Origin of the sequence: Aeromonas sp. R2-2, assembly GCF_040908355.1 — a bacterium.
GTDB lineage: Bacteria > Pseudomonadota > Gammaproteobacteria > Enterobacterales > Aeromonadaceae > Aeromonas > Aeromonas veronii.
On sequence record NZ_JBFODQ010000046.1, the window covers coordinates 38,792 to 57,152 of the forward strand.

Annotated in this window: 16 protein-coding genes; 12 read left to right on the forward strand and 4 right to left on the reverse strand. The window is 60.4% G+C overall.

The window, feature by feature from the left end; translation table 11 throughout:
- The first annotated feature begins 52 nt into the window (after positions 1–52).
- From gorA to AB5Z09_RS08430, 6 genes are all read left to right on the forward strand, one after another.
- Complete coding sequence (gene gorA / locus AB5Z09_RS08405; RefSeq protein WP_368195050.1) at positions 53–1,402, forward strand: glutathione-disulfide reductase; 1,350 nt, start codon at positions 53–55, stop codon at positions 1,400–1,402.
- Positions 1,403–1,964: 562 nt separating this feature from the next.
- A complete protein-coding gene (kdpA, locus tag AB5Z09_RS08410; RefSeq protein WP_368195051.1) occupies positions 1,965–3,659 on the forward strand; it encodes a potassium-transporting ATPase subunit KdpA in 1,695 nt (564 codons plus the stop codon).
- A gap of 67 nt (positions 3,660–3,726) precedes the next feature.
- A complete protein-coding gene (kdpB, locus tag AB5Z09_RS08415; protein ID WP_368195052.1) occupies positions 3,727–5,784 on the forward strand; it encodes a potassium-transporting ATPase subunit KdpB in 2,058 nt (685 codons plus the stop codon).
- A gap of 62 nt (positions 5,785–5,846) precedes the next feature.
- Positions 5,847–6,374 carry a potassium-transporting ATPase subunit C gene (locus tag AB5Z09_RS08420; protein WP_042054362.1) on the forward strand — a complete coding sequence of 176 codons (528 nt, stop codon included), beginning with the start codon at positions 5,847–5,849 and terminating at the stop codon, positions 6,372–6,374.
- 126 nt (positions 6,375–6,500) lie between these two features.
- A complete protein-coding gene (locus tag AB5Z09_RS08425; protein WP_368195053.1) occupies positions 6,501–9,089 on the forward strand; it encodes an ATP-binding protein in 2,589 nt (862 codons plus the stop codon).
- On the forward strand, positions 9,089–9,772 hold the full coding sequence (locus AB5Z09_RS08430) for a response regulator (RefSeq protein ID WP_368195054.1): 684 nt from the start codon (positions 9,089–9,091) through the stop codon (positions 9,770–9,772). The genes AB5Z09_RS08425 and AB5Z09_RS08430 overlap by 1 nt, the downstream gene beginning before the upstream one ends.
- A gap of 4 nt (positions 9,773–9,776) precedes the next feature.
- Here AB5Z09_RS08430 and AB5Z09_RS08435 read toward each other — a convergent pair whose 3' ends face one another.
- A complete protein-coding gene (locus tag AB5Z09_RS08435) occupies positions 9,777–10,904 on the reverse strand; it encodes a multidrug effflux MFS transporter (protein WP_368195055.1) in 1,128 nt (375 codons plus the stop codon).
- A gap of 92 nt (positions 10,905–10,996) precedes the next feature.
- Between AB5Z09_RS08435 and AB5Z09_RS08440 the strand changes: the two genes are divergently transcribed.
- A complete protein-coding gene (locus tag AB5Z09_RS08440) occupies positions 10,997–11,821 on the forward strand; it encodes a helix-turn-helix domain-containing protein (RefSeq protein ID WP_368195056.1) in 825 nt (274 codons plus the stop codon).
- On the opposite strand, the gene AB5Z09_RS08445 is transcribed toward AB5Z09_RS08440, so the two are convergent.
- On the reverse strand, positions 11,751–11,984 hold the full coding sequence (locus AB5Z09_RS08445) for a hypothetical protein (protein ID WP_005342304.1): 234 nt from the start codon (positions 11,982–11,984) through the stop codon (positions 11,751–11,753). The two genes, AB5Z09_RS08440 and AB5Z09_RS08445, sit on opposite strands and share 71 nt — an antisense overlap.
- Before the next feature lie 293 nt (positions 11,985–12,277).
- Between AB5Z09_RS08445 and AB5Z09_RS08450 the strand changes: the two genes are divergently transcribed.
- The 3 genes from AB5Z09_RS08450 to AB5Z09_RS08460 all read left to right on the forward strand — a co-directional run bounded on the left by AB5Z09_RS08450 (position 12,278) and on the right by AB5Z09_RS08460 (position 15,210).
- Positions 12,278–13,525: a valine--pyruvate transaminase gene (locus AB5Z09_RS08450; RefSeq protein ID WP_368195057.1), complete on the forward strand. Its 1,248-nt coding sequence runs from the start codon at positions 12,278–12,280 to the stop codon at positions 13,523–13,525.
- A 112-nt stretch (positions 13,526–13,637) separates the two neighbouring features.
- The gene (locus AB5Z09_RS08455; protein ID WP_128815756.1) at positions 13,638–14,069 is read left to right on the forward strand and encodes a CesT family type III secretion system chaperone; all 432 of its coding nucleotides are present in this window, start codon (positions 13,638–13,640) and stop codon (positions 14,067–14,069) included.
- A complete protein-coding gene (locus AB5Z09_RS08460) occupies positions 14,056–15,210 on the forward strand; it encodes a VopS family T3SS effector adenosine monophosphate-protein transferase (protein WP_128815757.1) in 1,155 nt (384 codons plus the stop codon). Before AB5Z09_RS08455 ends, AB5Z09_RS08460 begins: the two co-directional genes overlap by 14 nt.
- Positions 15,211–15,265: 55 nt before the next feature.
- On the opposite strand, the gene AB5Z09_RS08465 is transcribed toward AB5Z09_RS08460, so the two are convergent.
- Both AB5Z09_RS08465 and AB5Z09_RS08470 read right to left on the reverse strand, forming a co-directional pair.
- Positions 15,266–15,706, reverse strand: coding sequence for an Hsp20 family protein (locus tag AB5Z09_RS08465; protein WP_005339297.1), 441 nt, complete (start codon positions 15,704–15,706; stop codon positions 15,266–15,268).
- 92 nt (positions 15,707–15,798) lie between these two features.
- Entirely contained in the window at positions 15,799–16,212 is a 414-nt protein-coding gene (locus AB5Z09_RS08470) for an Hsp20 family protein (protein ID WP_005339298.1), read from the reverse strand.
- A 280-nt stretch (positions 16,213–16,492) separates the two neighbouring features.
- Between AB5Z09_RS08470 and AB5Z09_RS08475 the strand changes: the two genes are divergently transcribed.
- Entirely contained in the window at positions 16,493–17,263 is a 771-nt protein-coding gene (locus AB5Z09_RS08475; RefSeq protein ID WP_123174074.1) for an MBL fold metallo-hydrolase, read from the forward strand.
- Between the two features lie 91 nt (positions 17,264–17,354).
- Positions 17,355–18,314 carry a helix-turn-helix domain-containing protein gene (locus AB5Z09_RS08480; protein ID WP_368195060.1) on the forward strand — a complete coding sequence of 320 codons (960 nt, stop codon included), beginning with the start codon at positions 17,355–17,357 and terminating at the stop codon, positions 18,312–18,314.
- The last annotated feature ends 47 nt before the right edge of the window (positions 18,315–18,361 follow it).

The following is an 18,361-nucleotide window of genomic DNA, read 5'->3' on the forward strand; positions in this document are numbered from 1 at the left end:
CTTTATCCCCATCATGCTGTGATTGCATTCTTAATGAGCGGAGAACCTCGCAATGGCACAGCATTTTGACTATATCGCCATCGGCGGCGGCAGCGGCGGTATTGCTTCTGCCAACCGGGCTGCCATGTACGGTAAGAAAGTTGCCCTGATTGAAGCCAAAGAGTTGGGTGGAACCTGCGTCAACGTAGGCTGCGTACCGAAGAAGGCCATGTGGTATGCCGGCCAGATCGCCGATGCCATGAAATATGGCGCCGACTACGGCTTTGACACCACCCTCAACCACTTCAACTGGGCCAAGCTGGTCGAGTCCCGCCAGGCCTACATCGGCCGCATTCACCAGTCCTATCAGAACGTGCTGGGCAAGAACCAGATCACCGTCATCAAGGGCTTCGCCCGCTTCGTCAGTAGCAACACCATTGAGGTTAATGGCGAGCACTACACGGCCGATCATATCCTGATCGCTACCGGTGGCCGCCCGGAAATTCCGGCAATCCCGGGTGCCGAGCTGGGTATCGACTCCGACGGTTTCTTTGACCTGCAAAGCCAACCCAAGCGGGTTGCCGTAGTGGGTGCGGGCTACATCGCAGTCGAGATTGCTGGCGTGATGCAGGCGCTCGGCTCCGAGACCCATCTGGTGGTGCGCAAGCACGCCCCGCTGCGCAATTTCGATCCCATGATCAACGAGACACTGGTGGAGATCATGGCGCAGGAAGGACCCAAGCTGCATACCCACGCCATTCCCAAGGCCGTGCTCAAGAACGCTGACAACAGCCTGACCCTGCAGCTGGAAGATGGTCGCCACCTCACCGTCGACTGCCTGATCTGGGCCATCGGCCGCGTCCCGGCTACCGACAACCTGAATCTGGCCGCTGCCGGTATCGCGCTGGACGAGAAGGGCTTTATCCCGACCGACAAGTTCCAGAATACTTCCGTTGCCAACATCTATGCAGTGGGTGACAACACTGGTCGCATCCAGCTCACCCCGGTTGCCGTCGCTGCGGGCCGTCGCCTCTCCGAACGGCTGTTCAACAACAAGCCGAACGAGCACCTCAACTACGATCTGGTACCGACCGTGGTGTTCAGCCACCCGCCCATCGGCACCATAGGCATGACCGAACCTGAAGCTATCGCCGAATACGGCGAGGACCAGGTGAAGGTCTACCGCAGCCAGTTCACCGCCATGTACTCGGCACTGACCCAGCATCGCCAGCCCACCCGGATGAAGCTGGTCTGTGTCGGCCCGGAAGAGAAGGTGGTCGGTCTGCATGGCATCGGCTTTGCGATGGACGAGATCCTGCAAGGTTTCGGCGTCGCCATGAAGATGGGTGCCACCAAGGCGGACTTCGACAACTGCGTGGCTATCCATCCGACCAGTGCTGAAGAGTTCGTGACAATGCGATAAGCACGTTTGAAGCAGGCCTGTCATTATCAGGCCAACTTCAACAACTGCGTTCCCACGCCTCACCCCACCAGCGCGGAAGAGTTCGTCACTATGCGCTAGGGGCAGATGAAGTTGGCCTGTCACGAGCTGCCGGCGTCTACAGCCATGTAACCCCTTCTTCCAAACCCGGCTCAGGCCGGGTTTTTTGATCACTCCTCGCCATTTATCTCGCAAATCCGTCGTTCTTTACGCCGATTTTACGCCTGCCACATGGCGCTTTATGGCGCCTTTACGCCTGTTTTACATACCCTTTTCAGCGTCAATGACACCAACAGAGTCGATATGGTCTTACATCGGCTCTCGCAGCTAATTATCTCAATGGAGTCGATATGAATTGGCTATATCTGCTGCTCGTCCTCGCCTTGATGGCCTATCTGATGCGCGCACTCACGCGCAGTCACGAGTGAGGGACTACCTATATGCAGCAAGAAATTATCTACCCGGTGGCCAGCAAACTGCCGAGCCTCGTGAGCAATCCAATGCGTGCCCTGACGCACCGTGACCACGAGTGAGGAACTAGAACATGTGGCAAGAAATAATCTATCCGGTGGCCTTCGTGCTGCTGGTTCTGCTACCGGCACCGCTGCTGGGCAACTACATCTACCGGGTATTTGAAGGCAAAATCCGCTGGCTGGCACCGGTCGAGCGCGCCACGCTGGCTTGCTGTGGCACCGATGGACGAGAGCAGGACTGGAAGTCCTACGCCCTCAGCCTGCTGGCCTTCAATGGCGCCGGTTTCGGTCTGCTGTTCCTGATCCTGATGGCGCAGGGGTTGCTGCCCCTCAACCCGCAACAACTGCCGGGTCTGAGCTGGCAACTGGCATTCAACACTGCGGTCAGCTTTATGACCAACACCAACTGGCAAGCCTATTCCGGTGAGGCCAGCCTCTCCTACTTCAGCCAGATGGTTGGGCTGACCACCCAGAACTTCGTCTCCGCAGGGACGGGCGCCGCCGTCGCCATTGCCCTGTTCCGCGGTATCGCCCGCCAGCAGACCATCAACCTTGGCAACTTCTGGCAGGATCTGGTGCGTTTCTGCCTCTATGTGCTGCTGCCCATCGCGCTGATCATGGCGCTGGTGCTGGTATGGCAAGGGGTGCCGCAAAGCCTCTCCGCCTATCTGCCGTTCCACGGTGTGGAAGGTCAGGAGCAGCTGCTACCCCTCGGCCCGGCGGCCTCGCAGATCGCCATCAAGCAGCTGGGCTCCAACGGCGGCGGCTTCTTCGGCATCAACTCGGCACATCCGTTCGAGAACCCGACAGCCCTCTCCAACTGGCTGGAGATGGTCGCCCTGCTCACCATCGCCGCCGCCATGGTCTTTACTCTGGGCCGCTATGTGAAAGACATGGCCCACAGCCGCGCCATTCTCGGCGCAATGACCCTCATGCTGGTGCTGGGGCTCTTCGTCTCCCTCTCCCAAGAGCTGAAACCGGATCACGCCCTCGCCCAGCTCACCACTGACGCCAGCAACATGACTGGCAACTGGGAAGGCAAGGAGAGCCGCTTCGGCCCCGTGCTCTCCAGCATCTGGGAAGTGGCGACCACTGCCGCCTCCAACGGTGCCGTCAACGCCATGCACGACAGCTTTACTCCGCTCGGCGGCATGGTGGGCATGATCAACATGCTGCTGGGTGAGGTCATCTTCGGCGGGGTCGGCTCCGGTATCTACGGCATGATGCTGTTCGTACTGCTGACCGTGTTCCTGTGCGGCCTGATGGTAGGACGCACCCCGACCTATCTGGGAAAACGGCTCGGCATCACCGAAATGAAGTGGGTCGTCGCCAGCATGCTGGTCATGCCGGTCGGGGTATTGGTGATCGGCGGCATTACCCTGCTGATGCCGAACTCCGCCACCGTCATCGGTCACGACGGCCCGCACGGTCTGTCACGGCTCATCTATGCCTACGCCTCGGCTGCCGGCAACAACGGCTCCGCCTTCGCCGGTTTTGCCGCCGGTGACAACTGGCAGTGCATCGCCATCGGTCTGGCCATGCTGCTCGGTCGCTTCGGCTACATCATTCCGGTACTGGCCATCGCCGGTCAGCTGGCCCGTGCGCCCCGTCAGGAGACGAGCGAAGGGGACTTCCCCATCAGCGGCCCGCTGTTCGTTACCCTGCTGATCATCACCGTCCTGCTGATAGGTGGCCTCTCCTTCCTGCCGGTGCTGGCACTGGGCCCGGTGGCCGAACATCTGAGCCTGATCGGAGGGGCACTCTGATGAACCCGACCCTGTCGATCACCATCCGGATGCCAATGGCCAACTATCTGATGCTGGGAGCTTTCCAATGAGCAAGTCCACTGCAATGAGCACCGACACCATGTTGGTGAAGGGCAAAAAACAGAAATCACCGATCATCCAGGCAATGGTTGAGGCCCTCTATCGCTTCAATCCCAAGGCGCTGTTTGGCAGCCCCATCCTGTTCACCCTCTGGCTGGCAGCAGTCATGGCGACGGTGGAGTCACTGCTGGGGCAGCCGTTATCCGGGGTCGCCCCCTCGCTGGCCTGGCAGCTGACAGCCTGGCTCTGGCTCACCCTCTGGTTTGCCAACTTCGCCGAGACGCTGGCCGAAGGTCGCGGCAAGGCGCGAGCCGACAGTCTCAAGGCTGGCATGAGCCAGCTCAAGGCCCGTCGTGTGGCGAATGCCAAAGATGGTCAGGGCGAGTGGGTCCCCGCCACCAGCCTGATGAAGGGGGATCTGGTGCTGGTACGCAGCGGCGAGATGATCCCGGCCGACGGTGAAGTGATCGCCGGTATCGCCTCGGTCAACGAGGCCGCCATCACCGGCGAATCCGCCCCCGTCATCCGCGAGTCGGGTACCGACCGCAGCGGCGTGACCGGCAACACGACGGTCGTCTCCGACGAGATCTGGGTGCGCGTCAGCAACAATCCGGGCGAGAGCACGCTGGATCGGATGATCGCACTGGTGGAAGGGGCCAAGCGCCAGAAGACCCCCAACGAGATGGCGCTCGACGCCCTGCTGGTGGGCCTGACCCTGATCTTCCTGTTGGTGGTCGCCACCCTGCCCTGGTTCCTCGACTACAACGGCACCCAGGTCCCGCGTCTCTACCTGATCGCTCTCTTTATCACCCTGATCCCGACCACCATCGGCGGCCTGCTCTCCGCCATCGGCATTGCCGGTATGGATCGACTGGTGAAGCTGAACGTCATCGCCAAGTCTGGCCGTGCCGTGGAAGCGGCTGGTGACGTGCGCACCCTGCTGCTGGACAAGACCGGCACCATCACCTTCGGTAACCGGATGGCGGATGAGCTGATCCCGGCCCCCGGCGTCGACCCTGCCCTGCTGGCACAAGCGGCCATGCTGGCCTCGCTGGGTGACAACACCCCGGAGGGCAAATCCATCCTGACTCTGGCCAGCAAGAGCATGGCCAAGCCGAGTCAGCTGGAGAGCGACAAGGTGATCCCCTTCAGCGCCGAAACCCGGCTGAGCGGACTGGATCGCAACGGTCATCAATATCGCAAGGGTGCGGTGGATGCCGTGTTGAACTACCTCAGCCTCGACCGCAAGGCGGTGCCGGAGCTGGTACTCAAGTCAGTCGACAGCATCGCCCGTCAGGGTGGGACTCCGCTGCTGGTCTGCACTCAGGAGAAACTGCTGGGGGTGGTCTACCTCAAGGACATCATCAAGCCCGGTATCAAGGCTCGCTTCCAGATCCTGCGCCATATGGGGATCCGTACCGTGATGATCACCGGTGACAACCCGAAAACCGCCGCCGCCATCGCCGCCGAAGCCGGGGTGGATGACTTCATCGCCGAAGCGACGCCGGAGAAGAAGCTCGCCTATATCCGGCAGGAGCAGGCCGATGGCCGTCTGGTCGCCATGTGCGGTGACGGCGCCAACGATGCGCCCGCACTGGCGCAGGCTGACGTGGGTCTGGCCATGAACGAGGGCACCCAGGCCGCCAAGGAGGCGGGCAATCTGGTGGATCTCGACTCCAACCCCACCAAGCTGCTGGATGTGGTGCTGGTCGGCAAACAGTTGCTGGTGACCCGTGGCGCCCTGACCACCTTCTCCATCGCCAACGACGTGGCCAAGTACTTCGCCATCCTGCCAGCCCTGTTCATCGCCGCCTACCCGCAACTGGGCGCGTTGAACCTGATGCAGCTGGGCAGCCCGCAGAGCGCCATCCTGTCGGCCATCATCTTCAACGCCCTGATCATTGTGGCGCTGGTGCCGCTGGCCCTGCGCGGTGTCGACCTGAAAGGGTCGGCCGCCAGCCTGCTGCGCCGCAACCTGCTGATCTACGGTGTCGGTGGCCTGCTGGTGCCGTTTATCGGCATCAAGCTGATCGATCTGGTCATTACCGGCCTGGGTCTGGTGTAACGACATAACCGGGATGCGGGGCAGACCCGCATCCCCAGCCATCCTTTTGGAGCAAGCGAATCATGATAGCAATCAGAACCCTGTTGACCCTCACCCTGCTGCTGGGCGTGGGTTATCCGCTGGCGGTCACCGGGCTGGCCCAACTGCTGTTCCCCTGGCAGGCCAACGGCAGCCAGCTGACCGACAGCAAGCAGCAACTCATCGGCAGCGCCCTGCTGGGGCAGAAATTCGAGCGGGCTGACTACTTCCATCCCCGCCCCTCAGCCAGCGATTTCAACACCATTGGCGGCAGCGCCAGCAATCTGGGGATGAGCTCACCGCTGCGGGCAGAGTTTGCCGAACAGGCAGCCAAGGCACAGCCGGGAACCCGCTCCCCCGCCATGCTGACCCGCTCCGCCTCCGGCCTCGATCCCCACCTGCCGCTGGATGCGGTACTGGCTCAGGTCGACCGCGTCGCCAAAGAACGTGGACTGGATCCAGCCCAACTGACGGAGCAGGTCAAGTCGGCCACACAAGCTGGTATCCTTGGCCCGCAGGTGGTCAACATTCTCCAGCTGAATCTGCAACTGGATCATCAAAAGGGCGCCTGATGGTGCCCATTCCGGTTTGGTGATGACCTCGATTTTCGAAACGGGCAGTTGGCTCGATAGGGATAACAATGGCTGATGTAGCAAGCGCTGATGCCCTGCTGACAAGTCTGATGCAGGAGCATGGGGATGCGTGATGAGGTAAGGGCCGACGCCCTGCTGGCGAGCCTGGAACAGGAGCACAAGGGCAAGCTGAAGGTGTTTCTCGGCGCCGCTCCCGGCGTGGGCAAGACCTACGCCATGCTGCAGGCGGTGCGGGAACAGGCCAAAGAGGGGGTCGACATCCTGATCGGCGTGGTGGAGACCCATGGCCGTCAGGAGACCCTGGCTCTGCTCGACAAGCTCGCCATCATGCCGCGCAAGATCCACATGCACCGCCAGCAGCGACTGGAAGAGATGGATCTCGACGGCCTGCTCGCCCGCAAACCGGCCATCGCCGTGGTGGACGAGCTGGCCCACAGCAACGCCCCCGGCAGCCGCCACGAGAAGCGCTGGCAGGATGTGGAGGAGCTGCTCAACGCCGGGATCGACGTCTACACCACCCTCAACGTGCAGCATCTGGAGAGTCTCAACGATCTGGTGTGGCAGCTCACCGGGGTCAGGGTGAAAGAGACTCTGCCCGATCAGGTGCTGCTGGAAGCCGACAGTCTGGTGCTGATCGACCTGCCCCCCAAGGAGCTGCTCGGCCGCCTCAAGGAGGGCAAGGTCTATGTGCCCCATCAGGCCAAGGCTGCCCTGCAATCCTTCTTCTCCCTCAACAACCTCACCGCATTGCGGGAGCTGGCGATGCAGACCGCCGCCAGCCATGTGGAGGGCGATCTGCAACTGCAGTGGCAAGCGGCAGGCAAGAGCACCTTGCCGCTGCGGGGCAAGCTGATGGTTTGCCTCGGTGACCTGCACGGCTCGGCGCTGGTGCGCTACGGCCACCGCTTTGCCCAGCGCCGCCAGCTTCCGTGGCTGGTGGTGCATGTCGACAGCAATGGCCGCCGCTCTGCTGATGTGGAACAAGCACTGGCGCTCGCCTCTCACCTCGGTGCCAAGGTGCTGACGCTCTCCAGCCCGGCGGTCGCCAACACCCTGCTGGAGACCGCCGAACAGCAGCAGGTCTCCCAGCTGCTGCTCGGCAAACCTCACAAGGCGCCGTGGCGCCGCTCGCTGGTGCAACACCTGCTCAAGCAGGCGCAGGGGCTCGAAATCACGCTGGTCGATACCGAGAAGCAGAAGCCCGAAGTGGGAATGCGCGTCCCGACCCCGAAGGATATTCACCACAGCCTGCTGGCGGTGACCATCATGGGGATCACCTCGGCCGCCGCCTGGGGGCTCTCCTACTGGCTGCCGCCCGCAGCGTTACCGCTCATCTTCGTGCTGGGGGTGCTGGCGACGGCCCTCACCACCAGTCTGGTACCCGCCACGCTGGCGGCGGTGCTGGGCTTTATCGCCCACAATCTGCTGTTCACCGCCCCCTACTTCTCCCTGAGCGTCGCCAACCACAGCGATCTGCTCACCCTGTTCGTGCTGCTTATCGTCGGCATGACGGCGGGCCGGCTCGCCTCCCGCCAGCGGCAACAGCTGATCGGTCTGCGCGAGACCCAGCAGTTGGGCAATGCTCTGCTCTCCCTCAGTCAGGGGCTGGCCACCGCCAGCAGCCCGGAGGAGGTGCTCAGACAAGGTGCCCAGGCCATTTCACTGGCGCTCGGCCAGCCGACCGTGGTGATCGACAAGGAGTTCAACGATCGGCTCGGCAACGAGAAGCACAGGCCCGGCCAGACCGACAAGGCGGCTATCGACTGGTGTCTGGCCCAGAAGCAGAGCGCCGGGGCCCACACCGCCACCCTCAATGCCGCCGAGGCCCAGTATCACCACCTCAGCGATGATCTGGTGATCGGCATAATGCTTGCCAATCCGCTCTCCTCCTCTGCCGAACACCAGCTGCAGGCCCTGCTCACCGACATTCGCGCCGCGCTGGCGCGGATCGACCTCAACGAGCGGCTGGCCGACAGTCAGCTACAGGCGGAGACCGACCGGATGCGCGCCGCTCTGCTCTCCTCGGTCTCCCACGATTTGAAGACGCCACTGGCGACCATCATGGGGGCAGGCAGCACTCTGCTGGAATATGGTGACCGGATCCCCGCCGAAGACCGTGACGAACTGCTCCACTCGGTGCAGGAGGAGGCGCGCCGCCTGCACAGCTATGTGCAGAATCTGCTGGATATGACCCGCATCGGCTCCCCCGACTTCCAGTTGAAACGGGACTGGGTCGATCTGGCGGATCTGGTGGAGAGCGCCCGCAAGCGGCTCGACTCCTCCTGGCGCCAGCACAAGCTGCTGGTCCATTTCGATCAGCATGTGCCCCAGCTCTATGTGCACGGCGCCCTGATCGAGCAGGTGCTGGTCAATATCCTCGACAACGCCTCCCGCTACTCGCCGGCAGGCACCCCTATCGAGTTCAAGGTGATGGTGGCCGAGCCCGACCTCATCATCGACATCATCGATATCGGGGTCGGTATCGCCGAGTCGGATCGGGAGAAGATCTTCAATCTCTTCTACACCCAGCCGGTGGGCGATTGCGGCAGCCGTGGCACCGGGCTTGGCCTCGCCATTTCCCGCGCTATGATAGAGGCCCACGGCGGCAAGATTTGGGCCTTCTCCGGCCCCAATGGCAACGGCACCTGCATGCGCATCTCCCTGCCGCTCGCACTCAATTCACCGGAGGTTTGATGGCGCACATTCTGGTCATAGATGATGAAGCGGCGATCCGTCGCTTTCTGCGGATCAGCCTGATCGCCGAAGGGCATCAGGTGAGCGAGGCGGTCAGCGTCACCGAGGGGTTGGAGCAATACCGCCATCTCAACCCCGATCTGGTGATCCTCGATCTCGGCCTGCCGGATGGCGATGGTATCCAGGTATTGCAGACCATTCGCGAACACCACCCCAACCCGGTGCTGGTGCTGTCGGCCCGTGATTCGGAGCAGGAGAAGGTGCGCTTGCTGGATGCCGGTGCCAACGACTACATGAGCAAGCCGTTTGGCATCGGCGAGATGATGGCCCGCATTCGCGTGCTGTTGCGCCAGCGGGCTGGCGTCAGCAGCGGCGAGCGGCGCCACTTCCCCCAGTGTGGCCTGACGCTCGATATAAGCAGCCACAAGGTGACCATGAAGGAAGAAGAAATCCCTCTCTCCCGCAAGGAGTTCGCCCTGCTGCAGGCGCTGGTATGCCACCCCGGCAAGCTGGTGATGCAGACCCAGCTGCTCAACGACATCTGGGGGCCGAGCCACAAGGAGGACACCCACTACCTGCGCATTGTTATCGCCAGCCTGCGCAAAAAACTGGGGGATAACCCCCAGCAACCGACGCTTATCGAGACCGAATCCGGTATCGGCTACCGCTTTATCGGCAACTGACGTTTCACGTGGAACGACGCCCGCTGCAAATCAGCGCCAGCAGACCGCAGCCACTCAGCAACAGGCCGAGATCCTGCAATCCGGCCGCCACCGCCAACCCCAGACTGAGCAGCAGGTAGTAGCCAAGCCCGAACAGGGCGCCAGCGCTGCCTGCCACCTCGCGATAGGCCAGCAGCGCCTGACTCAGCACATTGGGGATCGCCAGCCCAAAAGCGACGACGACACCCATCATGGGCAACAGGAACCAGAGGCTGGACTGACTCGCCCAGACCAGCAGCCCGGCGACCAGCACCAGAGCGCAAGCCAACCTGACCAGAGAGGACGGCAGCCACCCCCTCCCCAGCAGATGCTTGTTGAGCAGGCTGCCGAGCAGAGTCGTCAGCGCCAGCAAGATCCCCGAATAGCCAAACTCGCCGGTGCTCAATCCCAATCCGGCAAACAGGAAGGGGGCCAGACTGTAGTAGCCGAACAGCATAGTGTTGAACAGGGCGACCAGCATGGCACTGCGCCAGAGTCCGCCATCCTTCATCATCCGGCATGCCAGCGGCCAGAGTGCGACTCGCTGGGTGCAGGCCGGACGGGTTTCCGGCAGCTGCCAGCAGGTCACCAGCAGCAAGCCTACCGCCAGTACCAGCAGACCGCTGAACACCCCGAGATAGCCAAACCCGCTCGCCAGCTGACCACCACTGAGCAACCCCAGCACCGGGCTCAGGGAGAGCGCAATGCCCATCACCGAGAAGACCCGCGCCAGATCGCTGCCCTGATAGCTGTCGCGCAGCATGGTCTGGGTCACCACAGATCCCACGGCGGCACCAAAGGCCGAGATACCCCGGGCCAGCAACAGGATTTCAAAGTGATTGGCCAACAGCGCCAGCAGGGTGCCGACGCCATAGGTAAGCAGACCCGCCAGCATGGCGGGACGCCGCCCGATCAAATCGCAGAGCCGTCCCCAGCAGACCACGCCCACCGCAAACGCCAGAAAATAGACCGACAGGGTCTGGGATGCCTGCCCCTCGCTCACCTGAAACTGGGTGGCGATGTGGGTCAGCACCGGGCTGTAGATGGTCTCCACGATCTGGGGAAACATCATCAATCCCACCACCAGCCAGAGCGGTGGCAACTTGTTGTTCATGACAAACCTCCTTCATAAGAGGTCGCCATTCTAGAGAGATACCGATTGTCCGATTACAATAAGCAGGACTATAAACATCAAAAATCGGACATATGGCCTTTATTCTTCCCGATCACCCTTTTGACCCCGACCAGCTGACAGGCAGCGTGATCGGCATTGCCTCCGCCCTCGGCTGGCACGACTCGGGTTTGCATCAGCATCAGCGCCATCAGCTGCTGTTCGCCCAATCCGGCTGCATGACCATGGAGCTGGAAGGTCGGGTCTGCCTGCTGCCACCCACCCGCGCCGCCTGGCTGCCAGCGGGCACCGCCCACCGGGTACTGATGCGTGGTGTGGTGGCCTACCGCTCCCTCTACTTCCAGCCGCACCCCGAGTTGCCCGGCACGGTGGAGGTGCTGGCGGTCAATCCGCTGCTGCACGAACTGATCGAACGGATGGCGCTCTGGCCGTGGGACAAACCGCAAGAGCAGCAGCTACGGACGGTTGCACTGTTTATGGAGGAGTTGGGGCAGGCGCCGCGGGAGTCGTGGCAGTTGCCGCTGCCGACGGATCCCAGACTGGGCGACTGGCTACAGCAGTTGAAGCGGGAGGATGTCCTGCCCGATCGGCTCAACCGGCTGGCCGAACGGGTGGGTGCCAGTGACAAGACCATTGGCCGCATCTTCATGCGGGAGACCGGCATGAGCTATCAGGCGTGGCGTCAGCAGTGGCGGCTGTTGCGCGCCATGGAGCTGCTGGCAGAAAGCGAGTCCATCAGCCGGATTGCCGCTGCGCTGGAGTTCGCCAGTGACAGCGCCTTCATCAGCTTCTTCAAACAACACACGGGACAGACCCCCCTGCGCTATCTCAGCTCTCGGGGTGAGTCGCCACAGCCTGGCTCGCTTCCACCACCAGGGTATCCAGCGCCAGCGGCTTGAGATTGTGCAGCGCATCCTGCACCACGGCGTGGGATGCCTGTTGCAACTCGCTCTGCACATCTTGTTCCAGCTGGGCACTCTCCAGCTCGGGCCGCGGGTTTTCGTTGGCCATCACGTTCAGGCTCAGGGCACTCACAATCAGGGTAGCGATCAGGCTTTTCATCTGGTTTGCTCCGGTATGGTTGAGATGACCAGATAGCTATTCCAATAGTTGTGCCAATCCTCACGCAATTCATAACATGATGATTTTGTTTAAATTAACTATATCTCGATACCAAATTGAGTCGCAAAATGCATCCCGCTCGGTCATTTTTAAACCAACAGTTGGTGCTTTTAACCACGCTTGATTTTTGCACCATGTTCCACGTGGAACGTCCCATCTTTTTGATCGACACCCGCTTTTAAACTGAGCTATGGTGCTACATCCCCGTAACTCAAATCTGGATCTGTCACTGAATGGAATTTTCCTTGTTCGGCGAGAAGTTCACTCGCCACGCCGGTATTACCCAACTCATGGATGACCTCAATCAGGGGCTGACCAATCCGGACGCCATCATGCTGGGTGGCGGCAATCCGGCCCCCATCCCCGCCATGCTGGAACGCTTTCAGGCCGAGGCCAAGAGCCTGCTCGACAACGGCGAGCTGGTCAAAGCGATGGCCAACTACGACGGCCCCCAGGGCAAAGACAGGTTCACCAAGGCGCTGGCGACCCTGCTCAGCAAGGAGCTGGGCTGGGACATCTCCGCCCGCAACATTGCCCTCACCAACGGCAGTCAGAATGCCTTCTTCTACCTGTTCAACCTGCTGGCCGGTGAATTTGCCGATGGCCGCAAGAAAAAGGTGCTGTTCCCGCTCGCCCCCGAATACATCGGCTATGCCGACTCGGCGCTGGCCGACGACTACTTCGTGGCTTACAAACCCACCATCGAGAAGCTGCCCGATGGCCAGTTCAAGTACCACGTGGATTTCGAGAGCCTGCAGGTGGGTGACGATATCGGGGTGATCTGCGTTTCCCGCCCCACCAACCCAACCGGCAACGTGCTGACCGACGAAGAGATCGAACACCTCGATCAGATCGCCCGCGACAAGGGGATTCCGCTGCTGATCGACAACGCCTACGGCGTCCCCTTCCCGGGCATCATCTTCAGCGAAGCCAAGCCGTTCTGGAACGCCAACACAATCCTCTGCATGAGCCTCTCCAAGCTGGGCCTGCCGGGCACCCGCTGCGGCATCGTCATCGCCGACGAGAAGATCATCCAAGCCATCACCAACCTGAGCGGCATCATCAATCTGGCGCCGGGCAGTCTGGGTCCCGCCATCACCATCCCGATGATCGAGAGCGGCGAGATCATCGCTCTCAGCGAACAGGTGGTTAAGCCCTTCTATCAACAGAAGGCTGAGCTGGCGGTACAGCTGCTGCGTGAAGCGATCCCAGACCGGCGCTTCCACATTCACAAACCGGAAGGGGCCCTCTTCCTCTGGCTCTGGTTCGAAGGCTTGCCGATCCACTGTCAGGAGCTGTACGAGCGACTGAAGGCGAAGAATCTGCTGACCGTGCCGGGTCACTACTTCTTCCCCGGCATCGATGACCCCGAGTGGCGCCACAGCCAGGAGTGCATCCGCCTCAACTACTCCCAGAGCGAGGAGCTGGTGCGTCGCGGCATAGCCATTCTGGCCGACGAGATCAACGCCCTCTATGCATGAAACTGACGCTGAGTATCAATCTGACTCTAAAAAAGCCGGACTGAATCAGACAGAGATATATAAGAAGCCCACTTAGAATCCCCTTCCATATCATCATATTGAAGGGCTAATCATGGGTATTGGTGAAATACTGCTGGCCGAACTGGCCACAGAGTTACAACTATCTTCGCTTGCCGTTGATGAGAGCGGCAGTTGCCCGCTTCTTATCGACCGCGAACTGCCACTCATCTTGCACCTAGAGCCATGTGCCTTGCTCATCATGGCCCCTTTAATGCTCCCCACCTTCTCATTCAATAATACCGAGTTGCAGCAGCGCATTCTCACTGCAGCCTTGAACCCGGCTTTCGACAAAGAACCAGGTATTGGCTGGCATCCCGAGCTCCATTTGATTGCCTATCGACGCCATATGCTGGATGGAATGACAGGCTGTCAGCTAGCACAGCATGTGGGCACTTTCATCGAGTGGACACGTACATTCGTAGCCTCGCTACCTCGCACTACCCCGACAATCCCAACAGAAAGAGGTATTCATGATCGAATTTAAAAGTGTGACCGCCTTGCTGCATGCTACGCAACAGCAGCAGGAACAATTTAAAAATGAGGGTACCCTTAAGATCGCTGGCAAGGAGTATCACATCGATGCCAACCTGCAGCAGGTTTTGCGCTCCCATCCTCAGAACAGCAAGATTGCTCGCTTTTTTGAGGGTGTTGGCAAGCTGTTCAGTCAGGGCTCTTCAGCCTCAATCGCCAAAGTGGCAACTCAGCAGATCTTCTCGACCCCAGGCGCCCAACAACAGCGCCTGCAAAGTGACAATTCTGTTGCACACGCTCGCATGCTGTTTAAAGACCGTCTTATTGCAACACCGGAAGATGTGCTGGAACGACTGAGAACCCAGCAACCAACTGCACATGACAACGAGCATACCATGCTGTTTCAACGGGCTATGTCAGAAGCGCTCAGGCAGAGCCCAACCGGTAATGAACTGCTCTCCCTAGTTGGAGAACAGGCTCTGACTCAGCTATTGAACAAGCTGACCGATCCAAAACAGTCAATGACCAGCCTGGATCAACTTTACCGGCAACCCTCAGCAGCACAGGCAATCAACGCCCTTGATCCTCTGTTGCAGATAGAAGTGAAAAACCTGCAAGCAGCCCGACAACACCAGCAAGCACTTCTCACTCAGAATCTGGGTCAAGGCGTCTTTGCTGGCACCCTAGACGAATCGTTCTACAATCCAACCGGTTTTACCGACAATGTGGATCGCGCAGCGGCATGGATTCTTAAGGCATCAACATCCGGTGGCAATGAGTGGAACAATTTTACCGCCTTGCTCAAGGAATATAGTAAGGGGTCTCAAGACCTGACAGACAGCTCGGTTCTCAAGCAACTTCATCGCCAGCTTGTTCCCAATCTCACACGGGACTATCGTGGGCCAGCGATCAGTGGAGGCAGCCTGCCATCGAGCATCGGTGGAGCTGCTGTGCTGGAGAAGCATCTGACTACGCTTGATAACCAGGATCCTCAACTGGGCAAAAAACTGTTTGCAGCAGTTGTTGGTTTCCATGGCTTTACTGATGGAAACGGCCGGATGGGAAGATTGCTTTATGCTCTAAGCGAACTGCGTGAAGGACGGTTTTCCCCTCTCGATTTACCCGCAGAGAATGCCCTGCATGGGATCAAGTAAATAGCGGAGAGGCCTGCAAATGCAGGCCTCTCTTGTTTATCGCGATCCGGTTTGCTTAGCCGGGCAGCGCCAGCTGCTCGGGTTTGCCGATCGGGATGGCGCGGGGCTTGAGCGCCTCCGGCAGTTCGCGTGCCAGATCGATGGTCAGCAGACCATGCTCCAGCTTGGCGCCCTGCACTTCCACGTGCTGGCTCAGCTTGAAGGCGAGCTCGAAGTCACGCTCGGCAATCCCCTGATGGAGGAACTGACGCTCACCGGCCGCAGCCCCTTTGCGCCCCTTCACCTTGAGGGTGCCGTTTTCGGTCTCCAGCTCCAGCTCTTCGCGCTCGAAGCCAGCCACGGCGACCGTGATGCGATAGCCATCCTGATCGCGCTTCTCAATGTTGTACGGGGGGTAAGCGGCGGTCTTCTGCTCAAACAGACCTTCCAGCTCACGGGCCATCCGCTCGAAGCCGACGGCGTTGGAATAGAGATGAGAAAAATCGAGGTTACGCATAATCCTATCCTTCTAATAAGCAACAGGTTCAACTCTCCACAGGCCCGTCATCGGCACCCGGGAAATTTTAAAATTTCAGTGAATTCAGGCTATCAGCCGTTGATCTCGATCTTGCGCGGCTTCATCGCCTCAGGCACTTCACGTACCAGCTCGATGTGCAGCAAGCCGTTTTTCAGGTCGGCCCCTTTCACCCGCACATAGTCGGCCAGCTGGAAGCGGCGCTCGAAACCACGTTCGGCAATCCCCTGATAGAGATAGTTGCGCCCGGTGTCGGCCTGCTTGTTGCCCTTCACCGTCAGCAGATTTTCCTGGAAGCTCAGCTCCAGCTCTTCCTGGGTAAAGCCCGCCACCGCCATGCTGATGCGGTAGTCGTTGTCACCCAACTGCTCGATGTTGTAGGGGGGATAACCGGCATTGCCATTGCTGGCCGCAGATTCGATGAGATTGGCCAGACGATCGAAACCGATGGCAGAACGATAGAGCGGAGAAAAGTCGATAGAACGCATAGTATTACCCTCTTGTGAGCGATAACGGATTTTTTGTCCTCCTTATGGACGGGCGCCTGGTCGAAACCTCTGTCGAGCGTTGCGGCCTTGTTACCTATATAGGGGCTCACTTTTTCCTTTCAAGGGGATTTTTTCAAATTTTTTAAATGGCCTTGCCGACCTTTGGCACATCAACCAGTTGGCCCGATAGTGATGATAATCGACCCGTGGGCCACTGATGGCAACTCGCTTAGCGCCCCATAATTGGTTGCATATCCACCAGCCAACATGGAGCCATCCCATGAAGATTACCCAGGTTCGCAACGCCACCTTGCTGCTCGACTATGCCGGCACCCGCTTTCTGATCGACCCCATGCTCTCGGCCAAGGGGGCCTTCCCCGGCTTTGAGGGTACAGCCAATAGCCAGCTGCGCAATCCGCTGGTCGAGCTGCCGCTGCCGATCGATGAGCTGGTCGATGTGGACGCCGTTATCGTCACCCACGACCATCCCGACCACTGGGATGACGCAGCCAGAGCCCTGATCCCCAAGCATCTGCCGCTCTTGGTACAACATCAGAAAGATGCCGATGCCATTCGTGCCAGTGGCTTTGAGGATGTGCGCCTGCTGAGCGACCAGCCCGAGTTTGCCGGCATTCGCCTGCAGCAGACCGGTGGCCAGCACGGCAACGACCAGTTGATGGCGGTACTGGGCGAGCGCATGGGAGAGGTATGCGGCGTGGTCTTCTCCCACCCCGATGAACAGTGCCTCTATCTGGCCGGTGATACAATCTGGCATCCCCGGGTCGAGCAAGCCCTGCAACAGCATCAGCCCGAGGTCATCATCCTCAACTGCGGCGATGCACAGGTGCCCGGACTCGGTTCCATCATCATGAGCAAGGAGGATGTCGCCGCCGTTTATCAGGCCGCACCGCAGGCCACGCTGATCGCCAGCCATATGGAGGCGGTTAACCACGCGGTGCTGTCACGCCAGGAGCTGCGCGACTATCTGGCGAAGCGGGGCATGATGGATCGGGTACGGGTGCCAGAAGATGGCGAGGCGATATCACTGTGATCCGCAGGAGGGCCATGTCAAAGATGGCCCTTCGGCTTTCACTGCCAAACGCTTATGATGAGTGGTCTGCGCGCAGAGAGGAGCCTACTCCATGACCACCCCGATCGTTGCCGTGGTGACCTTCGATCACTTCAGCCCTTTTCACTGCGCCGTCCCCTGCCTCATCTTCGGCGATATCCTGCCGGGCCAGCCGCTGTTCGAGCTCAAGATCTGCTGCGGTGATGGCAACCCTCATTCACACTCGGCGCAAGGCTTCACCATTCAGGCTCCTCATGGGCTGGAGGTGCTGGCCGAGGCGGAGATCATCGTCATCCCCTTCTGGCACGACCCGGCAGCACGGCCACCCGCAGCGCTGCTCGATGCCCTGATTGCCGCCAGAGCCAGAGGTGCCCGACTGGTCGGGCTCTGTCTCGGCACCTATGTGCTCGCCTACGCTGGGCTGCTCAATGGTCGCAAGGCATCGACCCACTGGGAGTACGAACAGGATTTCTGCCACCGCTTTCCCTGCGTGCAGCTCGATACCAACGCCCTCTATGTGGATGACGAGGGGCAGGTCACCTCGGCAGGTACTGCCGCCGGGCTGGACTGCTGCCTCTATCTGGTGCGCCAGTACCACGGCTCGGCCATCGCCAACAAGGTGGCGCGGCGGCTGGTTATCCCGCCTCACCGGGAAGGGGGGCAGGCCCAGTTTATCGAGCAGCCGGTGCCCGCCTCCACCCGCGATGTCCGGATGAACCAGTTGCTCGACCACCTGCGTGCCCATCTGGCCGACCCTCACACCCTGGACTCTCTGGCAGATCTCACCCTGATGAGTCGACGCACCTTTACCCGCCGTTTTCATCAGGCAACCGGCCTCTCGGTGGGTGAATGGCTGCTGGCGGAACGGCTCAGGCGCAGTCAGGAGCTGCTGGAGGTAAGCGGCCATTCCATCGATCGCATCGCCGAGCTGGTCGGCTTCAAGAGTGCCACCTCCCTGCGCAATCACTTCCGATCCCGCTTTGCCATCTCTCCCAGCGAGTGGCGACGATCTTTTCGTGGCCAGAACCCCTGATACCAAAGCACGATGTTTCACGTGGAACATGCAACTTCTTTCGCCCA

What these genes read in the sequence shown, in the direction of transcription:
- kdpB (WP_368195052.1), top strand. Translation starts at nt 3,727, where the DNA reads ATGAGCAAGTCCACTGCAATGAGCACCGACACCATGTTGGTGAAGGGC.
- kdpA (WP_368195051.1), top strand. Translation starts at nt 1,965, where the DNA reads ATGTGGCAAGAAATAATCTATCCGGTGGCCTTCGTGCTGCTGGTTCTG.
- gorA (WP_368195050.1), top strand. Translation starts at nt 53, where the DNA reads ATGGCACAGCATTTTGACTATATCGCCATCGGCGGCGGCAGCGGCGGT.
- AB5Z09_RS08435 (WP_368195055.1), bottom strand. Translation starts at nt 10,904, where the DNA reads ATGAACAACAAGTTGCCACCGCTCTGGCTGGTGGTGGGATTGATGATG.
- AB5Z09_RS08440 (WP_368195056.1), top strand. Translation starts at nt 10,997, where the DNA reads ATGGCCTTTATTCTTCCCGATCACCCTTTTGACCCCGACCAGCTGACA.
- AB5Z09_RS08475 (WP_123174074.1), top strand. Translation starts at nt 16,493, where the DNA reads ATGAAGATTACCCAGGTTCGCAACGCCACCTTGCTGCTCGACTATGCC.
- AB5Z09_RS08430 (WP_368195054.1), top strand. Translation starts at nt 9,089, where the DNA reads ATGGCGCACATTCTGGTCATAGATGATGAAGCGGCGATCCGTCGCTTT.
- AB5Z09_RS08425 (WP_368195053.1), top strand. Translation starts at nt 6,501, where the DNA reads ATGCGTGATGAGGTAAGGGCCGACGCCCTGCTGGCGAGCCTGGAACAG.
- AB5Z09_RS08465 (WP_005339297.1), bottom strand. Translation starts at nt 15,706, where the DNA reads ATGCGTAACCTCGATTTTTCTCATCTCTATTCCAACGCCGTCGGCTTC.
- AB5Z09_RS08445 (WP_005342304.1), bottom strand. Translation starts at nt 11,984, where the DNA reads ATGAAAAGCCTGATCGCTACCCTGATTGTGAGTGCCCTGAGCCTGAAC.
- AB5Z09_RS08450 (WP_368195057.1), top strand. Translation starts at nt 12,278, where the DNA reads ATGGAATTTTCCTTGTTCGGCGAGAAGTTCACTCGCCACGCCGGTATT.
- AB5Z09_RS08460 (WP_128815757.1), top strand. Translation starts at nt 14,056, where the DNA reads ATGATCGAATTTAAAAGTGTGACCGCCTTGCTGCATGCTACGCAACAG.
- AB5Z09_RS08470 (WP_005339298.1), bottom strand. Translation starts at nt 16,212, where the DNA reads ATGCGTTCTATCGACTTTTCTCCGCTCTATCGTTCTGCCATCGGTTTC.
- AB5Z09_RS08455 (WP_128815756.1), top strand. Translation starts at nt 13,638, where the DNA reads ATGGGTATTGGTGAAATACTGCTGGCCGAACTGGCCACAGAGTTACAA.
- AB5Z09_RS08420 (WP_042054362.1), top strand. Translation starts at nt 5,847, where the DNA reads ATGATAGCAATCAGAACCCTGTTGACCCTCACCCTGCTGCTGGGCGTG.
- AB5Z09_RS08480 (WP_368195060.1), top strand. Translation starts at nt 17,355, where the DNA reads ATGACCACCCCGATCGTTGCCGTGGTGACCTTCGATCACTTCAGCCCT.